A 17448-nucleotide genomic window follows, 5' to 3' on the forward strand; every position below is an offset into this window, starting at 1 on the left:
CGAGCACCAGCGCGCGCCCCGCCGGCGGGGCGGTCACCGGCGCCACGGCCGCGATGCGCCAGACCTGCAGCGCCAGGAGCAGCAGCGAGATCCCCAGGCTGGCGGCGATCACCAGCAGCGACAGCAAGGCCGTGAAAGCCCCTTCCGCGCCGAGGAAGGGCTCCCGCCGCATCAGAGCCGGTTAGGGAATGATGCGGCAGCAAGCTGGCGAGGCATTTTTTGCTCCTGTCGTGTCGGGTGACGCAGCCGATGCTGGTTGCATCGGCCCAAGCAGATCCCATTCAGGCAAAGCCTGAGCGGGTGAAGATGCTTGGCAAGACAATCTGGCCGGCGCGGCAGGGGCGGAAAAGGACCGCCAGATTGCCCCGCGGCCATTCTCAAACCGGCTCTCAGCCCGTCGCCCGAGCCAACCACCGCGCGGCCGCGGTCTGGGCGCCGGATGGCAGGGGCGCCCGGGGCGCCGCCAGCCAGGCCAGGATGTCATGCACCACGACCACGCTTCCCTCATCGCGCAGGAGTTGATGATACCCCTCCGGATAGAAGCCGAGCGTCGCGGGCGCCGTTTCCGGCAGGCTGTGCAGCACCGTCCGCGTCGGGCCCGCGGGGATGAGCTGGTCCTTGCCGCCGTAGAGGATCAGCATCGGCTTGCCGTAGACGCCGAGATGCGGCGCCGCGGCGACCGCGGCATCCATCAGGTCGATCAGGCCGATCGCCGTATCGACCCGCGTCTCCCGCAGGATCAGCGGGTCGCGGGACCAGCGGCGCAGCGCGGCGTCGTTGTTGGTGGGCGTGATGCCGCCGAAGCTGTTCCGGAAGCCCCAACGCGGGACCATGAAGGCCGCGATGTCGAGGAAGACACGCAGGATGCCGGGCATGGTGTTGCGCCCCCAGATCGCCGGTGCCAGCAGCACCATGGCGTCGACGGCCAGGTCGCCCCGCGCCGCCGCCACCATCCCGACCGCACCGCCCATGCTTTCGCCCATCAGCACCAGCGGCAGCCCCGGGTGGCGGGCCCGCAGCAACGCACAGGCGGTCGCGGCATCGGCGGCGAGCGTCTCCACCCCCGCCCAGTAGCCACGATTGGGGGCCGCACCGAAGCCGCGCTGGTCGATGCCGTAGAGGGCGACACCCTGCGCCGTGAAGAGCGGCGCCGGATCCGCCAGGAAGCTGCGCGCATATTCGCCGAAGCCATGCAGGCCGAGGATCACCGCGCTCGGCTCGCCGACCGGCAACCACCGTCTGAGCGGCAGCTCGGCACCATCCGCCATGACCAGGTGGTCGCCTTCGACTGCCGGCGTCAGGCGTGGCGGCCCCGCCGGCATGACCAGCGGCGTGCAGGCGGCGAGCGCCGGGAGGGTTGCGAGAAGCGAGCGTCGGTTCATCGGTCCACGCAGAGTATCGGGCAGCCCATGCTCTGGTCCATCCGGCCGTGGGTGACTATGGTGCAAGTGCCTTTCCGTGACGCAGATTGATGCCTCCGGGCCTGCCCGCCCTCAGGCGATCCGCGCCACGGCCCTACTCGAACGGACAGGGAACGCCGATGCGCGACCAGCAACAGACCGGCTACACGCCGTACCCCGTGGCCGGCGTGACGCCCGAGCAGCGCGTCCTGGTCGAGCGCCGCGCGGTCGCCTGCGACGGCTCCGTCGCCGGCGCGCTCGGCCATCCCCGCGTCTGGCTGCGCATCGAAGGCACCGAGGTCACCTGCCCCTATTGCTCGATCACCTATGTGCTGAAGGAAGGCGCTGACGGTGGCGACCACCACTGAGGGCGCGCCGGACCGCCACCTGATCCTGGTGGACGGGTCCGGCTACATCTTCCGGGCCTTCCATGCGCTGCCGCCGATGACGCGGCCGGACGGCGTGCAGGTGAATGCCGTGTTCGGCTTCACCCAGATGCTGACCCAGTTCCTGCAGAAGCATATCGGCAGCCATATCGCGGTGGTCTTCGACGCCGGCCGCGTCACCTTCCGCAACGCCATCTACCCCGACTACAAGGCGCACCGTCCCGAGGCGCCGGAGGAGCTGATCCCGCAATTCGCCCTGATCCGGGAAGCGACCGCCGCATCCGGCGTCTGCTGCATCGAGCTCGACAACTACGAAGCCGATGACCTGATCGCCGCCTATGCCAAGGCCTTCCGCGACGAGGGCGGGCGGGTGACCATCGTCTCCTCCGACAAGGATCTCATGCAGCTCGTGCGCGACGGCGTCGAGATGCTGGACCCGATCAAACAGAAGCCGATCCGCGAGCCGGAGGTGCTGGAGAAATTCGGCGTTCCGCCGTCCATGGTGGCCGATGTGCAGGCGCTGGCGGGCGATCCCACCGACAATGTGCCGGGCGTGCCCGGCATCGGCATCAAGACCGCGGCGCAACTGCTGCTGGAGCATGGCGGGCTGGAAGGCTTGCTGGCCGCAGCCCCCTCCATCAAGCAGCCGAAGCGGCGCGAGGCGCTGGTCGCCAATGCCGAGCTGGCGCGGATCTCGAAGCGCCTGGTGCTGCTCGACGAGAACACGCCGCTGCCGGAGCCGATGGAGGCGCTGGCCGCCCGCGCTCCGGATGCCGAGAAGCTGGAGCGCTTCCTGCGCACCCAGGGCTTCCGCAGCCTGCTGGCGCGCCTCGGCTTCGGGGAGGCGCCGGCGCATCCGGCGGTGGCGGCGCGGCAGAGCATGCCGCTCGAGCCGGCGGTGCCGCTGGAAGCGGAGGCGCCACCCTTCGGCCCCTATGAGACGGTCACCGATCTCGACGCGCTGCATGCCTGGATCGCGGAGGCGCGGGCGGCCGGGGTGATCGGCTTCGACACCGAGACCGACAGCCTCGATCCGCTCCGCGCGACGCTGGTCGGCCTGTCGATCGCGACCGCCCCGGGCCGCGCCTGCTATGTGCCGCTGCGCCATGGCCACACGCAGGCACAGGACATGCTGAGCGCGCCGCCGCCGACGCAGGTCCCGCCCGAGGCGGCGATGGCGGCGCTGAAGCCGCTGCTCGAGGATCCCGCCGTGCTGAAGGTCTTCCAGCACGCGAAATACGACCTGGAAGTGCTGGCGCAGCCGGTGAATGGCGGCATCGCCGTGGCGCCGGTCGACGATACCATGATGATCTCCTACGCCATGGAGGCGGGGCGCCATGGACATGGGATGGATGAGCTGTCGCAGCTCCATCTCGGCCACACGCCGATCGCCTATGACGAGGTGACCGGCACCGGCCGCGGGCGAATCCCCTTCGCGGAGGTCCCTCTCGACAAGGCGACCGCCTATGCGGCCGAAGACGCGGATGTGACGCTCCGCCTCTGGCAGGCGCTGCGGCCGCGGCTCCGCCAGGATGGGTCGCTCGTGCTCTACGAGCAGGTCGAGCGCCGCATGATCGGCGTGCTGCGCGACATGGAGATGGCGGGCATCAAGGTCGACGGCGTCGAGCTCGCCCGCATCGGCGAGGATTTCTCGCAACGGCTGGTCACCATGGAAGCCCGCATCCACACGCTGGCGGGCCGGCCCTTCAATGTCGGCTCGCCGAAGCAGCTCGGCGAGATCCTGTTCGACGAGATGAAGCTGCCGGGCGGCAAGAAGGGCAAGGCCGGCGCCTATTCCACCGATGTGACTGTGCTGGAGGAACTGGCCGGCCAGGGCGTGGACCTGGCGCGCGCGGTGCTGGACTGGCGGCAGATCGCCAAGCTGAAATCGACCTATGTCGATGGGCTCTCGGCGCAGCTCGATTCCCGCAGCGGGCGCGTGCACACCAGCTATTCAATGGCCAACACCACGACCGGCCGCATCGCCTCGACCGAGCCCAACCTGCAGAACATCCCGGTCCGCACCGAGGAAGGTCAGCGCATCCGCCGCGCCTTCGTGGCCGAGCCCGGCCATGTGCTGATGAGCGCCGACTACAGCCAGATCGAGCTGCGGCTGCTGGCGGACCTGGCCGACGTGCCGACGCTCCGCGAGGCCTTCGCGCAGGGCGAGGACATCCACAGCCGCACCGCCGCCGAGGTCTTCAAGCCGCCGTCCGGCACCGTCGACAAGGAGGCGCGACGGCGCGCCAAGATGATCAATTTCGGCATCATCTACGGGATGTCCGCCTTCGGCCTCGCCTCCCGCCTCGGCATCACGCCGGGCGAGGGGCGCGGCATCATCGATGCCTATTTCGGGCAGTATCCGGGCATCCGGGACTGCATGGAGAAGATGAAGCAGGAGGCGCGGACGCATGGCTTCGTCCGCACCTCCTTCGGCCGCAAGATCTGGATCGCCGACATCAACACCAAGGACCCCGCGCGCCGCGCGGGCGCCGAGCGCGCCGCGATCAACGCCCCCTTCCAGGGCGGCGCCGCCGAGGTCATCAAGCGCGCCATGGTGCGGCTGCCCAAGGCGCTGCGCGACGCGGGCCTTTCGGCGCGCATGCTGCTGCAGGTGCATGACGAGCTGGTCTTCGAGGTGCCGGAGGCCGAGGTCGATGCAACCAGCGCCCTGGTGAAGCGCGTCATGGAAGGCGTCGCCGAATTGCGCGTGCCGCTCGCCGTCGAGATCGGCACGGGGCGGAGCTGGTCCGAAGCACACTGAGACACTTTGTTTGATCGCGTGATTCAGACTTTTCGGCCGAACCGGCCTCAAGTCATCACGCTCCAGGAAGCGCACTGAAGGGCGTCCAAGGGACATAACAATGAACGAACGCCGCACGCTGCTGACCATCTGCGGGGCGCATTTCGTCAGCCATCTGCATATCCTGGTGCTGCCGCCGCTGTTCCCGCTGCTGCGCGACGTGCTCGGCGTCGGCTTCGTGGAGCTCGGCCTGGCGCTGACGCTGTTCAACGTGGTCAGCGGGCTGACCCAGGCGCCCGTCGGCTTCCTGGTGGACCGGCTCGGCGCGCGGCGGGTGCTGGTGTCCGGCCTGCTGCTCGGCGGCCTCGCCTTCGTGCTGCTCGGACTGTTCCCGAGCTATCCGCTGCTGCTCGCCGCCGGGCTGCTGGCCGGGCTCGCCAACAGCGTCTATCACCCGGCGGATTACGCGATCCTCTCGGCCGGCGTCTCGGAAGCCCGCATGGGCCGCGCCTTCTCCATCCACACTTTCGCCGGCTATCTCGGCGGCGCGGTGGCACCGGCGTTCGTACTGACGCTGTCCAGCACGCTCGGCCTGGGGGCGGCGCTGATCGCCGCGGGGCTGCTCGGGCCGCTGGCGGCCTTGCCATTGCTGCGCGGCGCCTTGAGCGAGACGGCAGCGGCGCGCGCCGCCCACAAGCCTGCCGAGGCGGTGTCGCTCAAGCTCATCCTGTCGCCGGCGATCATCGCGCTGACCGGCTTCTTCACCCTGCTCGCGCTCTCCTCCGGCGGGTTGCAGGCCTTCTCCGTCGTCGCCTTCACCGAAGGCAGCGGGCTGTCGCTCGCCGCCGCCAGCGCGGCGCTGACCGCCTGGCTGGCGATGAGCGCGGCGGGCGTGCTGGCCGGCGGCATCATCGCCGACCGGACGCGGAAGCACGGGCTGGTGGCCGCGGCCGGCTTCGGCGCGGCGACGGTGCTGATCCTGATCCTGGGTCTGGTCTCGCTGCCGGCGCCGCTGGTGATCCTGCTGATGGGCGCCGCCGGCCTGCTGACCGGCGCCATCATGCCGTCGCGCGACATGCTGGTCCGCGCCGCCTCCCCGCGCGGCATGGAGGGGCGGGTCTTCGGCATCGTCTCCACCGGCTTCAACATCGGCGGCACGGTGGGGCCGCTCGCCTTCGGGCTGCTGCTGGATGCCGGACGGCCGTCGCTGGTCTTCCTGCTGGCGGCGCTGTTCACCGGGCTGACGGCGGCCATGGCGATCCGGCAGGAATTCTCGGCGCGCCGGCGCACGCAGATGGCGGCGGCGGAATAGACTTTCGTCGTCGCCATGCGTTGCCCTTCCGACAGCCCCAGGAGGATCCGATGCGCGGCAGCCCGAGAAGCCTATTCCTGAGCGCGGCCAACCGCGCGCTGATCTGGTGGCAGGCGGCCGCCAAGGCGGCACTCAAACGCCAGCAGACGGCAAGCCTTCGCGCCCTCGTCCGTGGGAAGCCGACCCGGCGCCGCCGGAAGAGTCGCTAGAACATGATGCGCTCGCAGACGCTCACGCATCATGCTCCAGCACTTTGTTTGATCGCGTGATTCAGACTTTTCGGCGATTCCGCCTCAAGTCATCACGCTCTAATCCAAGTCCAGCGCATAGGCGCGCAGATGTTCCAGCGCGCAGACCTCGAGTGCTGCGACATGCGTCGCCTCCAGCAGCACCGGCGGCGCGCAGCCATGCTGCCGTGCCTCCTCCCACCGGATCGCGGCTAGGCACCAGCGGTCGCCGGGCTTCAGGCCCGGGAAGCGGAGCGATGGGCGCGGCGTCATCAGGTCATTGCCGCGGGCCAGGCTGAAAGCGAGGAAGGCCGCCGTCATCTCCGCGCAGACGACGTGCCGCCCAATATCCTCGGTGCCGGTATGGCAGCAGCCGTCCCGCAGGAAGCCGGTGAGCGGCGCGACCGAGCAGGGCAGCAAGGGGCCGCCCAACACATTGGTCGCGCCGTCGCCCCGGAGCCAGTCGAACCCCGTGCTCACGCGCGGATCGCACTTGGCAAGGCATGGTGCAGCGGCTTGGTCATGCCCGACAGTCTAGACCGGATCCCGTTCCGGGCGCAGTTCCCGTTCCGGCGAAGAGGACGGCCGTATCAGGCGGCCGCGCGGACCGCGATGTCAGGCGGCCGCGCGGATCGCGACTTCGCGAACGCTGTCGTCTACGGCGCCGACGAAGGTCTCGAAATTCTTCTCGAACCGCGCCACCAGCTCCTTCGCGGTGCGATCATAGGCCGCCTTGTCGGCCCAGGTCTCGCGCGGGTTCAGCACCTCGGCCGGCACGCCCGGCACCGCCTTCGGGATCATCAGCCCGAAGAACGGATCGCGCACGAACTCCGCGCGGGCCAGCGATCCGTCGAGCGCCGCCTTCAGCAGCGCGCGGGTGTGCCTGATCGACATGCGCTTGCCGGTACCGTAGGCGCCGCCGGTCCAGCCGGTGTTGACCAGCCAGCAATCGGCGCCGTCGGCGGCGATCCGCTCGGCCAGCATCTTGCCGTAGACCTCGGGGTGGCGGGGCAGGAAGGGTGCGCCGAAGCAGGTCGAGAAAGTCGCCTGCGGCTCCTTCCCGAGGCCCTTCTCGGTGCCGGCGACGCGCGCCGTGTAGCCCGAGAGGAAGTGGTACATCGCCTGCGCGGCCGAGAGCTTCGCGATCGGCGGCAGCACGCCGAAGGCGTCAGCGGTCAGCATCACCACATTCTTCGGCAGGCCCGCACGACCTTCCGGCACCACATTCGGGATGTAGTGGATCGGATAGCAGGACCGCGTGTTCTCGGTCAGCGAGCGGTCGGCCAGGTCGAGTTTGCCCGCAACGTCGGAGACCACATTCTCCAGCACCGTGCCGAAGCGATGGGTGGCCGCGAAGATCTGCGGCTCGGCCTCCGCCGAAAGGTCGATGACTTTGGCATAGCAGCCGCCTTCGAAGTTGAAGACGCCGGAGGGCGACCAGCCATGCTCGTCATCGCCGATGAGACGGCGATCGGGATCGGAGGAAAGCGTGGTCTTGCCGGTGCCGGACAGGCCGAAGAACAGGGCGGTGTCGCCCTTCTCCCCGACATTGGCGCTGCAATGCATCGGCAGCACGCCGCGCGCCGGCAGCAGCCAGTTCATGACCGTGAAGATCGACTTCTTGATCTCGCCGGCATAGCTGGTGCCGGCAATGCAGATGATGCGCTCCGCAAAGGACAGCGCGATCGCGGTCGTGCTGCGGCAGCCATGCTTCGCCGGATCCGCCTCCATCTCCGGCGCGTGCAGGATGGTGAAGTCGGGCACGAAACCCGCCAGTTCCTCGGCCGCCGGACGGATGAACATGTTGCGCGCGAAGAGCGCGTGCCAGGCATTGGTGGTCACCAGCCGCACCCGGATGCGGTGCGCGGGATCGGCGCCGGCATAGAGGTCCTGGGTGTAGAGCTCGCCCCGCGCGCCGAGCCAGGCGCGGACATCGGCGGCGAATCGCTTGAAGGCATCGGCCGGGAGCTTCTGGTTGACCTTGCCCCACCAGACATCGCCGGTGGTCTCCGGCTCATCGGCCACGAACTTGTCCTGGACGGAGCGCCCGGTGTGCTGGCCGGTGACGGCCATGAAGGCGCCGTCCTCGGACAGCCGGCCCTCGCCACGGCGCAGCGCCTCGGCCACCAGGGCAGGGGCGAGGAGGTTGGCGCGCAGGGTGCCGGTGGCGGTGACGCCCGTCCCGGCGAGAGCAGCGGCAAGGTCGGTCATGAATGTCTCCGAGCGGCGATGGCGCACCAGACGCGTGCAACCTTAGCGATCAATCCTGTGTCTTCTTAAGTGACGGCGAAAATGCGGCGTGTCCAGGGCATAGGCGTGCAGCGCGTCAAATTCCTCGCTGTCGTACCAATCGCCCGTTTTTGATCAATGAGTTAGGAAACCCCACGGGCCTCGCGCGCAGCCCGCACCAAGGCCCGGTGGATGCCCTCTGCATCCAAAATTGGCTCAGAGAAGCAAAATCGAGATGCTCTATTACCGTCGCTAAGATCGCAGCCATCGACGTCGATCGCCGTCAGGCGCCATTCCCCCTCGCCCTCGCCGCAGAGGGCCCGGGCGATATTGGCGCAGGCATCGGCATGATCCGCATTCATGTGGGCGATGGCCCCCGCCTCCGCGCCCGCCACCGCCGCGACCGCTTCCGGGTCTGGCAGAAGCTGGCCCGCGCGCAGCCGCTGCGCCGTCGCGAAGCCGCCGACGAAGAGCGCCGCGCCGATCCGGATCCGCCACAGGGAAAAATCCGCGAAATCGGCGTAGAGCGCGGCATAGGGGTGGCGCGCCAGCCAGCGCGCCTTCAGCGCCGGCACCTCCGCCTCCGGCACCCGTTCGGCGAGGCCGGTGACCGAGACGCGGGGCGCGGTCTGCGGGTTCGGCCCGGCCGGCAGCCCGGTCACCAGCAAGGCACAGCGGGGATCGGCGGCCAGGTGGCGGCTATGCTCCGACAGGCTGGAAAGCCAGAGCAGCGGCGACAGGTCGGGCGCCGCCGCCGGGGTCACCAGGGCGGCGAAGGGCTGCCCGCCCTCCGCCGTGGTCGCCAACACCCCGGAAGCCGCGCCCCGCAGCAGCCGGCGGGCTTCGCGGACGGCCGATGCGAGCGCCTCTTCCATCGCCATATCCCTGCCATCCCCGTTACGCCACAATCGTGGCAGAACTTGTGAGTCGAGCGTCCGATTCAGACCTCCGGGCCTTTCTGCCCTCCGGTCATCGGACACTGAGACGCCCGGACCGGAGCGCCAGACATGGCCCAGACCATCGCCCTCGTGGACGACGACCGCAACATCCTGACCTCGGTCTCCATGACCCTGGAGCAGGAAGGCTACACCATCCGCACCTACACGGATGGGGAGAGCGCCCTGCAGGGGCTGATGGCCCGGCCCGTCGACCTCGCGGTGCTTGACGTGAAGATGCCGCGGATGGACGGGATGGAGCTGCTGCAGCGCCTGCGCCAGCGCTCCAACATGCCGGTGATCTTCCTGACCTCGAAGGACGAGGAGGTCGATGAGCTGATGGGGCTCCGCCTCGGCGCCGACGACTACATCACCAAGCCCTTCTCCCAGCGCCTGCTGCTGGAGCGCATCCGCGCCCTGCTGCGCCGGAACGAGGGCGCGCGGGCCGAGGGCAGCGGCGCGCCCCCCGGCGGCATCATCTCCCGTGGCGACCTGGTGCTGGACGAGACCAAGCACACCTGCGTCTGGAAGGGTGGCCAGGTACAGCTTACGGTCACCGAGTTCCTGCTGGTGAAAGCCCTCGCGCTGCGCCCCGGCATGGTGAAGAACCGCGACCAGCTCATCGACGCCGCCTATGGCGAGAACATCTATGTCGATGACCGCACCATCGACAGCCACGTGAAGCGCATCCGCAAGAAGTTCCGCGTGGTCGATGACGACTTCGCGCAGATCGAGACGCTCTACGGCATCGGCTACCGCTACAAGGAGGCATGATTGCCCGAGGCGCCCGCCCCAGGCCTGGCGGAGACCGCGCACGCCCTGCCGCAGCCCGCCCGCCGGCCGCCGCGCTTCTCGCGCCTGCTGCGCCGCATCCTGCTGCTGAACGCGCTGCCGCCGGCCCTCCTCGCCGCCTCCCTCCTCTATCTCGACCAGTACCAGAACGGGCTGATGGCGGCCGAGGTCGAAGCGCTGCGCACGCAGGCGCGCATCTATGCCGCCGGCATCAGCGAGGCCGCCGTCCGCATCGAGAATGACCGCGCGAGCTTGGTCCCCGAGCTCGCGCGCCCGCTGCTGCGCCGCCTGGTCGAGCCGTCCCCCAACACCCAGGGCAAGCTGTTCGACAACACCGGCCTGCTGGTCGCCGACAGCCGCGTCCGTGAAGGTTCCGGCGGCGCCATCGTCTCCGAGCCGCTGCCGCCGCCCGAACCCCGCGGCGCCCTGAGCGCCACCGTCTCCGGCATCTATGACCGCCTGCTGGTCCTGCTGCCGCGCGGCTTCCTCGGCCAGCAGGGGCGGCCCGACGTGGTCGTCGACCTCAATCCCAACGCACCCTCCTTCGACTGGCAGCCCGACCTCGGCCCCGAGCGGCGGGAGGAGCTGCGCATCGCCCTCGAAGGCGGGGTCACCCCCTATATCCGCCGCACCTCCGACGGCCGCCTGCTGGTCAGCGTGGCCGAACCCGCGCGGCGCGGCGCACAGAGCATCGGCATCGTGCTGCTGACCCGCGAAGCCCGCGAGGTCGACCAGCGCCTGATCGAGATCCGCACCTCGGTCCTGACGCTCTTCGCGATCGCGCTCGTGCTGACCGTGGCACTGTCCTTCTTCCTGGCCCGCACCATCGCGACGCCGATGCTGGAACTCGCCCGTGCCGCGGTCCGCATGCGCGAAGGCGAGGGCCGCGCCAACAGCGTGCCGTCCGGCCTGGTCGCGCGCGACGACGAGATCGGCGTGCTGGCGCGGGACCTGCAGAACTCCGCCAGCGCCCTCTGGGGCCGCATCGATGCGAATGAGCGCTTCGCCGCCGATGTGGCGCATGAGCTGCGCAACCCGCTGACCAGCGTGCGCAGCGCCATCGAGACGCTGCGCCGGATCGAGAACCCGGATCAGCAGAAGCGCCTGCTCGCGATCATCGCCGAGGACGCGGTCCGCATGGACCGCCTGATCGCCGATATCAGCGATTCCAGCCGCGTCGATGCCGAGCTCTCCCGCATCATCTCGCAGCCGGTCGATATCGCACCGATCCTCTCGGCCCTCGCGGAGCTCCACAACGCGACCCGCAAGAGCGACACCGATCCGGTGGTGGAGCTGGAAGCCCCGGAAGACGGCTTGGTCGTGCGCGGCGTCGAAGGCCGCGTGGTGCAGGTGTTCCGCAACCTGCTGGGCAACGCCCTCTCCTTCAGCCCGGAGAACGGCAAGGTCACGGTGCGCGGCCGCCCGACCGGCGCCGTGGTCGAAGTGACGGTCGAGGACGAAGGCCCCGGCATCCCCGACCACAAGCTGGAAAGCATCTTCGAGCGCTTCTACTCCGAACGCCCGACCGGCGAGCGCTTCGGCCAGCACTCCGGCCTTGGCCTTTCCATCAGCCGCCAGATCGTCGAAGGCCTGCGCGGCCGCATCAGCGCCGAGAACCGCCGCGACGCCGACGGCAAAGTCATGGGCGCCCGCTTCGTCGTCAGACTGCCGGCGGCGTGAGGCGCTGTTCCGGAAGGGGCTTTGCCCCTCCCGGACCCTCCCCACAAGGAGCCTGGAGGCTCCTTGACCTGCTTCACTTGGTGCCCTGATTGCCAAGGGGTTCCCGGCGCGAATGCGCCGGGAACCCCTTGGCAATCAGGGCGTCAAAGTAGACGGGGTCCAGGGGCCTGTAGGCTCCTGGCGGATGGGGTCTGGGGAAGGCAGAGCCTTCCCCAGGGCGCCCCTCACGCCGCCAGGGCGATCTGGCGCTCGGCGGCGTCGATGGCTTGCTGCTTCTGTTCGGCGCCGAGAGCGAGGCCTTCGGCGCGGATCACCTCGATGTCGGTGATGCCGAAGAAGCCGAGCATGGTACGGAGATAGGGTTCCTGGTGATCGGCTGCCGCTGCGGGGCCGGTCGAGTAGATGCCGCCGCGGGTGGAGACGATGATCACCTTCTTGCCGCCGGCGAGGCCTTCGGCGCCCTTCTCGGTGTAGCGGAAGGTCTTGCCGACCACGGCCAGGCGGTCGATCCAGGCCTTGAGCTGGGTGGAGACGGTGAAGTTGTACATCGGCGCGCCGATGACGACGACATCGGCGGCCAGGAACTCCTCCAGCGCGGCGCCGCCATGGGCGACGTCCTGTTGCTGCTCGGTGCTCCAGCTGTCCGGCGTGGCGCCGAAGGCGGCGAGGAGGGCACCGGAGAAATGCGCCACGGGCGCGGCCGCGAGGTCGCGATAGGTGACCTCGAGGCCGGGGTTCTTTTGACGCAGGCGGGTGACCGTGGCGGCGGAGAGGCGCCGCGAGACGGAGTTGTCGCCGAGAACGCTGGAATCGATGCGCAGGAGCTTCATGATCGCCTCCGAAGGGGCGGCGCGATGGGCGCCGGGTTTGGCGCGTAGCTATTCCGGCAACGGAGCGGCTGGTAGCTCATCATTCTGGACAGCGTGTCCCATTGGTGGAACACCGGCGGGGCCATGCAGAACCTGAACGACCTGGCCTATTTCGTTGCGGTGGTAACGCACCAGGGCTTCTCCCCGGCGGCGCGCGTGCTTGGGCTGCCGAAATCCAGCCTGTCGCGACGGGTGGCGCGGCTGGAGGAACGGCTGGGGGTGCGGTTGCTGGAACGCAGCACGCACCGCTTCGCGGTGACGGAGGCGGGGGAGGCCTTCTTCCGCCATGCCCAGGCGGCGATGGCCGAGGCGGAAGCGGCTGATGATTCGGTCGCCCTGCTACGCGCCGAGCCACAGGGGCGGGTGCGGTGCAGTTGCCCAGACGGCTTGGCGCGCGGACTGACGCCGGTGCTGTCGCGCTTCCTGATCGATCACCCTCGCGTGCGGCTGCAATTGCTGGCGACCAACCGGCGGGTCGACCTGATCGAGGAGGGGGTGGACATCGCGATCCGCGTGCGGGAGCGGCTGGACACTGATGCGACGCTGCAGATGCGCCAGGTCGGCAGTAGCTGGGGGTGGCTGGTCGCGCACCCGGCGCTGCTCGACCGGGTCGGCCGGCCGCTGCGGCCGGCCGATCTGCGCGGCCTGCCGACCCTCGGCGTCAGCGAGATGCGGAGCGCGGAGAGCTGGACGCTGACCGGACCCACGGGTGAGCGCGAGATCGTCGATATCGAGCCCCGGCTGGCCACCGGCGAGTTCGAGCTGCTGCTGCAGGCGGCGCTGGACGGCATCGGGATCGGGCTGTTGCCGGACCTGCTTTGCGCGGAGGCGGTCCGGGAGGGGCGGCTGGAGCGCATCCTGCCGGAGTGGCGCAGCACCGAAGGCGTGGTCCACCTGGTCTTCACGGCGCGTCGCGGCCTGCTGCCCGCGGTACGAGCGCTGATCGACATGCTGGTCGCGGTACTGCCGGCGGCGCTTGCCACGGGCGGCAAGGTGCCGCCCTGCCCGCCGCGCTAGAGCAGATCGCCGGAGGGCGGAATCGCCCGGAGGCGTGAATCTGCTCGCCAGAACAAAATGCGCTAGATGATCTCGATCAGCAGCGCCCCCGCCGCATCCATGCGCGCCCGCCAGCCCGGCGGCACCAGGGTGGTGGCGTCGAGCTGCACGACGACCGCCGGTCCGGAGAAACCCGCCCCCGGCGCCAGCCGTGACCGGTCATAGATCGGCGCCGGCACCGTGCCGCCCGGCAGCCGCATCGCCTGCTCGCCGATCCGCGCCGCGGCCGCATCACCGCCCGCAGGGCGCGCCGGGGCAGGATTGGGCAGATGCCCTGCCGCCTCCACGCGCAAGGTGACGATCTCGATCGCCAGCTCCGGCAGGTCGAAGCCATAGAGCGCGCGGTGCGCGGCAGCGAAATCCGCGCCGAGTCGCGCCAACCCGCCCGTCTCCGGCCAGGGAATGCGGAGCTCAAAACCCTGTTCCTCGTAGCGCAGCAGAGCGACGCGGCGGAGCGCGCGGTCGGTCTCCGCCACCGCCTCGGCGGTGAACCAGGCGTCGGCTTCGGCCTCCAGTGCGGCGAAGACGGCGGCGAGCCGCGCCGCATCGGCACCCTCCAGCGCCTCGGTTACGCTGCGGCTGAACTCAGCCTTCAGATCGGCGGCCAGCAGCCCCTGAGCGCAGAGCACCCCCGGCGCAGGCGGCACCAGCACCCTGATGATGCCGAGCAATGCCGCGAGGGCGCAGCCGTGCAGCGGCCCAGCCCCCCCGAAGGGCACCAGGGTGAAGTCGCGCGGATCATGGCCGCGCTCCACCGAGATCACGCGAATGGCGCCCATCATGTTCTGGTCGGCGATGGCGAGGATGCCCCGCGCCGCATCCTCCAGGCTCATGCCGAGCGGCGCGGCGACGCGGGCGACCGCCGCCTCGGCCAGCGCCGGATCCAGCCGCATCCGCCCGCCCAGCAGCGACGGCGGCAGATGACCGAGCACGAGATGCGCATCGGTCACGGTGGGCTCGGCGCCACCCTGCCCGTAGCAAGCCGGGCCCGGCACGGCGCCGGCGCTCTGCGGTCCGACCGTCAGCGCGCCGCCGGTGCCGATGCGCGCGATGGAGCCGCCGCCGGCACCGATCGTCACCATGTCCACCATGGGCAGCGGCAGCGGCCAGGGCCCCACCCGCCCAGATTGCGTGAGGCCGATCTCGCCGCCGGCGATCAGGCAGATATCCGCGCTGGTGCCGCCGATATCCACGGTGATGAGGTTCTCAACGCCGGAGGCGGCCGCCATCGCCCGCGCACCCACGACGCCGGCGGCGGGCCCGGACAGCGCAGTCTGTGCCGGTTGGCGGCGGATGGCGGCGGCACCCGCCACGCCACCATTGGATTTCATCAGCAGCAGCGGCGCGCCGATGCCGCCCTCCAGCAGTCGCTGCTGCAGGCGTTCGATGTAGGTGGAGACCGCCGGCATGACCGCGGCGTTCAGCACGGTCGCCATGCTGCGCTCATATTCCCGCACCACCGGCAGGACCTCGATGGAGGCCGTCACCGCCAGGCCAGGCGCCGCCCGCTGTGCGAGTGCCAGCGCGCGGCGTTCATGGCCGGGATTGGCGAAGGCGTGCAGAAAGCAGATGGCGATGGCCGCGACCCCGGCCGCCCGCGCGGCTTCGACCGCCGCCAGCAGCCCGGCCTCGTCGAGCGGCACCAGTTCGCTGCCATCCGCCGCGATACGCCCCGCCACTTCGAAGACGAGCGAAGGCGGCACCGGCCGGCGCGGCTTGATCCAGGACCAGAGATTGTCGCGCCGCGGCAGGTCGGCGCGGCCGATCTCCAGCACATGCCGGAAGCCCTCGGTGGTGATCAGCGCCGTCTTCGCCGCCTTGCCTTCGAGGATGAGGTTCGTCGCCACGGTCGTGCCGTGCAGCACGCGCGCAACGTTGGCCGGATCGCGCCCGGCCTCAGCCAGGGCCGCGGCGACGCCGGTTGCGAACCCCTCGGACGGATCGGCCGGGGTGGAGGGCGTCTTCGCCATCCAGGCCTCGCCCGTCGTCGCATCCTGGAGCGTGATGTCGGTAAAGGTGCCGCCGATATCGACGGCGACGAGCAGGTCACGCGACGGCATCGCGATACCTCCCGCGGTGGAACAGGGCATGCGGCGGGCGGTCGGCACGCGACGCAGCGCTGGCCGCCGCATCCACCGCGCCGGCCGCGATGACGACGCCATAGTCGCGCGCCGCCGCCGCCGCGCTGATGAAGCCGCCGGCGACATCCGCCAGCACCGCCTCGGGCGGGCGATCGAAGGGGTGGCCCCATCCGCCGCCGCCGCCCGTCTCGATCCGCAGCACATCGCCGCGGGTCAGGATGGTGCCGTCGGAGAGCGGCTTCAGCAGGCGTTCCCGCTCCGTGCCGGGATTGACCAGGGCGCGGCCGGAGCCGCCATTCAGCCCGCCCGCGACGCCCCAGGTGGGGTTCACCACGCTGTCGATGCGGACCGACAGCATGGCGCGCTCGCACATGATCTCATATTCGCGCACCACGCCGCAGCCGCCGCGATACCGCCCAGCCCCGCCGGAATCACGGTTGATGCCGTAGCGGCGGAGGCGCACCGGGTAGGTCAGTTCCATGAACTCCGCCGGGTAGTTCTCCTGCGCGACGAAGTAGACGGCATCCGTGCCGTCGGCGAAGGGGCGCGCGCCATAGCCGACGCCAATGCCGTCGCTCATCAGGAATGGCTTGTCGCCGTGCTGCCCGCGCAGCGCGATGATGACATAGGCCGCATGCGCCGCCGGCGCCTCGCCCTTTCGCGCCACCGCCACCGGCCCGTGCAGCGCGGCGAGCAGGCGCATCATGGTCACGCCGCGCAGGCCGAGTGGCGCCGGTGCCCGCGGCGCCAGCAGCGAGCCCTCCCGCAGCGTGACGGAATCGATGGCGCGCGGCGCGCCGGCATTCAGCACCTGCCCCTGCTCGCCCTGGAGGAAATAGAGGCCGAGCGCCATGCCCGGCACATCCGGATGCATCAGCAGATTGACCGGGCCCGGCGCCTGGTCATCGGTCTCGGAGGCGTCGAACAGGAAGCGGTCATCTGGCGTGCGGGTGAGCGCCAGGCGCATGGTGAAAGGGCCGTTGCCCTGGCCGTCGGAGTCGATGGCGTCGGCGAAGCGCGTGGTGCCCGGCGGAAAGCAGGCCCGCATCTTCTCGCGGATGGTGCGCTCGGTGCGGGCGAGGAGCTGGACGAAGCCATCTGCCAGCACATCGGCGCCGAAGCGCGCTGCGATCTCCGCGAGGCGCTTCTCGCCCAGCCGCACCGCCGCCATCAGTGCGCGCGTATCGCCCTGGGACTGCGCCGGGAAACGCGAATTGCGCCAGAAGATGCGCAGCATGTCCTCGGCGATCACGCCGTCCCGTGCGAGGCGCACCGGCGGGATGATGATGCCTTCCTGGAAATGGTCCGTGGCGTCGGAGCTGATGGAGCCGGGGCGCAGCCCGCCGATATCAGAGAAATGCGCCCAGCCCATGACGAAGCCGATGCGCCGCCCGCCATGGAAGGCAGGGGCGAGGAAGACCTGGTCGTTGGAATGGGAGACGGCGCCATGGCTGCCGTAGCAGTCATTGTACCAGTAGAGATCACCCTCCTGCATCGTCTCCAGCGGGAAGTGTCGCGCTACCGGCGCCACGATGTCGCCGAAGATCGGCAGGTCGCTGCCCACCGCCATGGCGCCCTCGGCATCGAAGAGGGCGGTGTAGAAATCCTTCTTCTCGCGAATGAAGGCGGACATGGCGGTGCGCTCCAGCAACGCCTCCATCTCGGCCTGCGCAGCCCGCGCGGCACCGCGGATGATCTCGAGGGTGACGGGGTCACAGAGCATGGCGCATCCTCGTCC

13 protein-coding genes are annotated in these 17448 nt (G+C 70.1%); 6 read left to right on the forward strand and 7 right to left on the reverse strand.

Going from position 1 to position 17448, the window contains the following annotated elements:
• Positions 1–389: 389 nt before the first annotated feature.
• Positions 390–1382 carry an alpha/beta fold hydrolase gene (locus tag GXW71_RS11440; protein WP_211852641.1) on the reverse strand — a complete coding sequence of 331 codons (993 nt, stop codon included), beginning with the start codon at positions 1380–1382 and terminating at the stop codon, positions 390–392.
• Between the two features lie 158 nt (positions 1383–1540).
• On the opposite strand from GXW71_RS11440, the gene GXW71_RS11445 reads away from it, so the two are divergent.
• The 3 genes from GXW71_RS11445 to GXW71_RS11455 all read left to right on the forward strand — a co-directional run bounded on the left by GXW71_RS11445 (position 1541) and on the right by GXW71_RS11455 (position 5841).
• Entirely contained in the window at positions 1541–1768 is a 228-nt protein-coding gene (locus GXW71_RS11445; protein ID WP_211852642.1) for a zinc-finger domain-containing protein, read from the forward strand.
• Positions 1752–4550 carry a DNA polymerase I gene (polA, locus tag GXW71_RS11450; RefSeq protein WP_367617287.1) on the forward strand — a complete coding sequence of 933 codons (2799 nt, stop codon included), beginning with the start codon at positions 1752–1754 and terminating at the stop codon, positions 4548–4550. The genes GXW71_RS11445 and polA overlap by 17 nt, the downstream gene beginning before the upstream one ends.
• 100 nt (positions 4551–4650) lie before the next feature.
• Positions 4651–5841 carry an MFS transporter gene (locus tag GXW71_RS11455; RefSeq protein ID WP_211852643.1) on the forward strand — a complete coding sequence of 397 codons (1191 nt, stop codon included), beginning with the start codon at positions 4651–4653 and terminating at the stop codon, positions 5839–5841.
• A 308-nt stretch (positions 5842–6149) separates the two neighbouring features.
• On the opposite strand, the gene GXW71_RS11460 is transcribed toward GXW71_RS11455, so the two are convergent.
• The 3 genes from GXW71_RS11460 to GXW71_RS11470 all read right to left on the reverse strand — a co-directional run bounded on the left by GXW71_RS11460 (position 6150) and on the right by GXW71_RS11470 (position 9172).
• Positions 6150–6548 (reverse strand): DUF2237 family protein, encoded by a 399-nt coding sequence (locus tag GXW71_RS11460; protein ID WP_211852644.1) that lies wholly within the window; start codon positions 6546–6548, stop codon positions 6150–6152.
• A 135-nt stretch (positions 6549–6683) separates the two neighbouring features.
• The gene (locus GXW71_RS11465; protein WP_211852645.1) at positions 6684–8279 is read right to left on the reverse strand and encodes a phosphoenolpyruvate carboxykinase; all 1596 of its coding nucleotides are present in this window, start codon (positions 8277–8279) and stop codon (positions 6684–6686) included.
• A gap of 161 nt (positions 8280–8440) precedes the next feature.
• Positions 8441–9172, reverse strand: coding sequence for a HugZ family pyridoxamine 5'-phosphate oxidase (locus GXW71_RS11470; RefSeq protein ID WP_211852646.1), 732 nt, complete (start codon positions 9170–9172; stop codon positions 8441–8443).
• 132 nt (positions 9173–9304) lie between these two features.
• Here GXW71_RS11470 and GXW71_RS11475 point away from each other — a divergent pair, with 132 nt between their 5' ends.
• Positions 9305–10006 carry a response regulator transcription factor gene (locus tag GXW71_RS11475; RefSeq protein ID WP_211852647.1) on the forward strand — a complete coding sequence of 234 codons (702 nt, stop codon included), beginning with the start codon at positions 9305–9307 and terminating at the stop codon, positions 10004–10006.
• Positions 10007–11704 (forward strand): sensor histidine kinase, encoded by a 1698-nt coding sequence (locus tag GXW71_RS11480; protein ID WP_367615843.1) that lies wholly within the window; start codon positions 10007–10009, stop codon positions 11702–11704. It abuts the gene before it with no gap.
• Positions 11705–11928: 224 nt separating this feature from the next.
• On the opposite strand, the gene GXW71_RS11485 is transcribed toward GXW71_RS11480, so the two are convergent.
• Positions 11929–12534, reverse strand: a complete 606-nt coding sequence (locus tag GXW71_RS11485; protein ID WP_211852648.1) for an FMN-dependent NADH-azoreductase — start codon at positions 12532–12534, stop codon at positions 11929–11931.
• A 123-nt stretch (positions 12535–12657) separates the two neighbouring features.
• Between GXW71_RS11485 and GXW71_RS11490 the strand changes: the two genes are divergently transcribed.
• The gene (locus GXW71_RS11490; protein ID WP_211852649.1) at positions 12658–13590 is read left to right on the forward strand and encodes a LysR substrate-binding domain-containing protein; all 933 of its coding nucleotides are present in this window, start codon (positions 12658–12660) and stop codon (positions 13588–13590) included.
• A 62-nt stretch (positions 13591–13652) separates the two neighbouring features.
• On the opposite strand, the gene GXW71_RS11495 is transcribed toward GXW71_RS11490, so the two are convergent.
• The gene (locus GXW71_RS11495; protein ID WP_211852650.1) at positions 13653–15689 is read right to left on the reverse strand and encodes a hydantoinase/oxoprolinase family protein; all 2037 of its coding nucleotides are present in this window, start codon (positions 15687–15689) and stop codon (positions 13653–13655) included.
• A complete protein-coding gene (locus GXW71_RS11500; RefSeq protein WP_211852651.1) occupies positions 15676–17433 on the reverse strand; it encodes a hydantoinase B/oxoprolinase family protein in 1758 nt (585 codons plus the stop codon). Before GXW71_RS11500 ends, GXW71_RS11495 begins: the two co-directional genes overlap by 14 nt.
• Positions 17434–17448: the final 15 nt, after the last annotated feature.

This window comes from Plastoroseomonas hellenica, from assembly GCF_018129085.1.
Classification (GTDB): domain Bacteria; phylum Pseudomonadota; class Alphaproteobacteria; order Acetobacterales; family Acetobacteraceae; genus Plastoroseomonas; species Plastoroseomonas hellenica.

Excerpts from the sequence above, each read along its gene's own strand:
- GXW71_RS11440 (WP_211852641.1), bottom strand. The coding sequence starts at position 1,382 with ATGAACCGACGCTCGCTTCTCGCAACCCTCCCGGCGCTCGCCGCCTGC.
- GXW71_RS11445 (WP_211852642.1), top strand. The coding sequence starts at position 1,541 with ATGCGCGACCAGCAACAGACCGGCTACACGCCGTACCCCGTGGCCGGC.
- GXW71_RS11455 (WP_211852643.1), top strand. The coding sequence starts at position 4,651 with ATGAACGAACGCCGCACGCTGCTGACCATCTGCGGGGCGCATTTCGTC.
- GXW71_RS11465 (WP_211852645.1), bottom strand. The coding sequence starts at position 8,279 with ATGACCGACCTTGCCGCTGCTCTCGCCGGGACGGGCGTCACCGCCACC.
- GXW71_RS11470 (WP_211852646.1), bottom strand. The coding sequence starts at position 9,172 with ATGGAAGAGGCGCTCGCATCGGCCGTCCGCGAAGCCCGCCGGCTGCTG.
- GXW71_RS11475 (WP_211852647.1), top strand. The coding sequence starts at position 9,305 with ATGGCCCAGACCATCGCCCTCGTGGACGACGACCGCAACATCCTGACC.
- GXW71_RS11485 (WP_211852648.1), bottom strand. The coding sequence starts at position 12,534 with ATGAAGCTCCTGCGCATCGATTCCAGCGTTCTCGGCGACAACTCCGTC.
- GXW71_RS11490 (WP_211852649.1), top strand. The coding sequence starts at position 12,658 with ATGCAGAACCTGAACGACCTGGCCTATTTCGTTGCGGTGGTAACGCAC.
- GXW71_RS11495 (WP_211852650.1), bottom strand. The coding sequence starts at position 15,689 with ATGCCGTCGCGTGACCTGCTCGTCGCCGTCGATATCGGCGGCACCTTT.
- GXW71_RS11500 (WP_211852651.1), bottom strand. The coding sequence starts at position 17,433 with ATGCTCTGTGACCCCGTCACCCTCGAGATCATCCGCGGTGCCGCGCGG.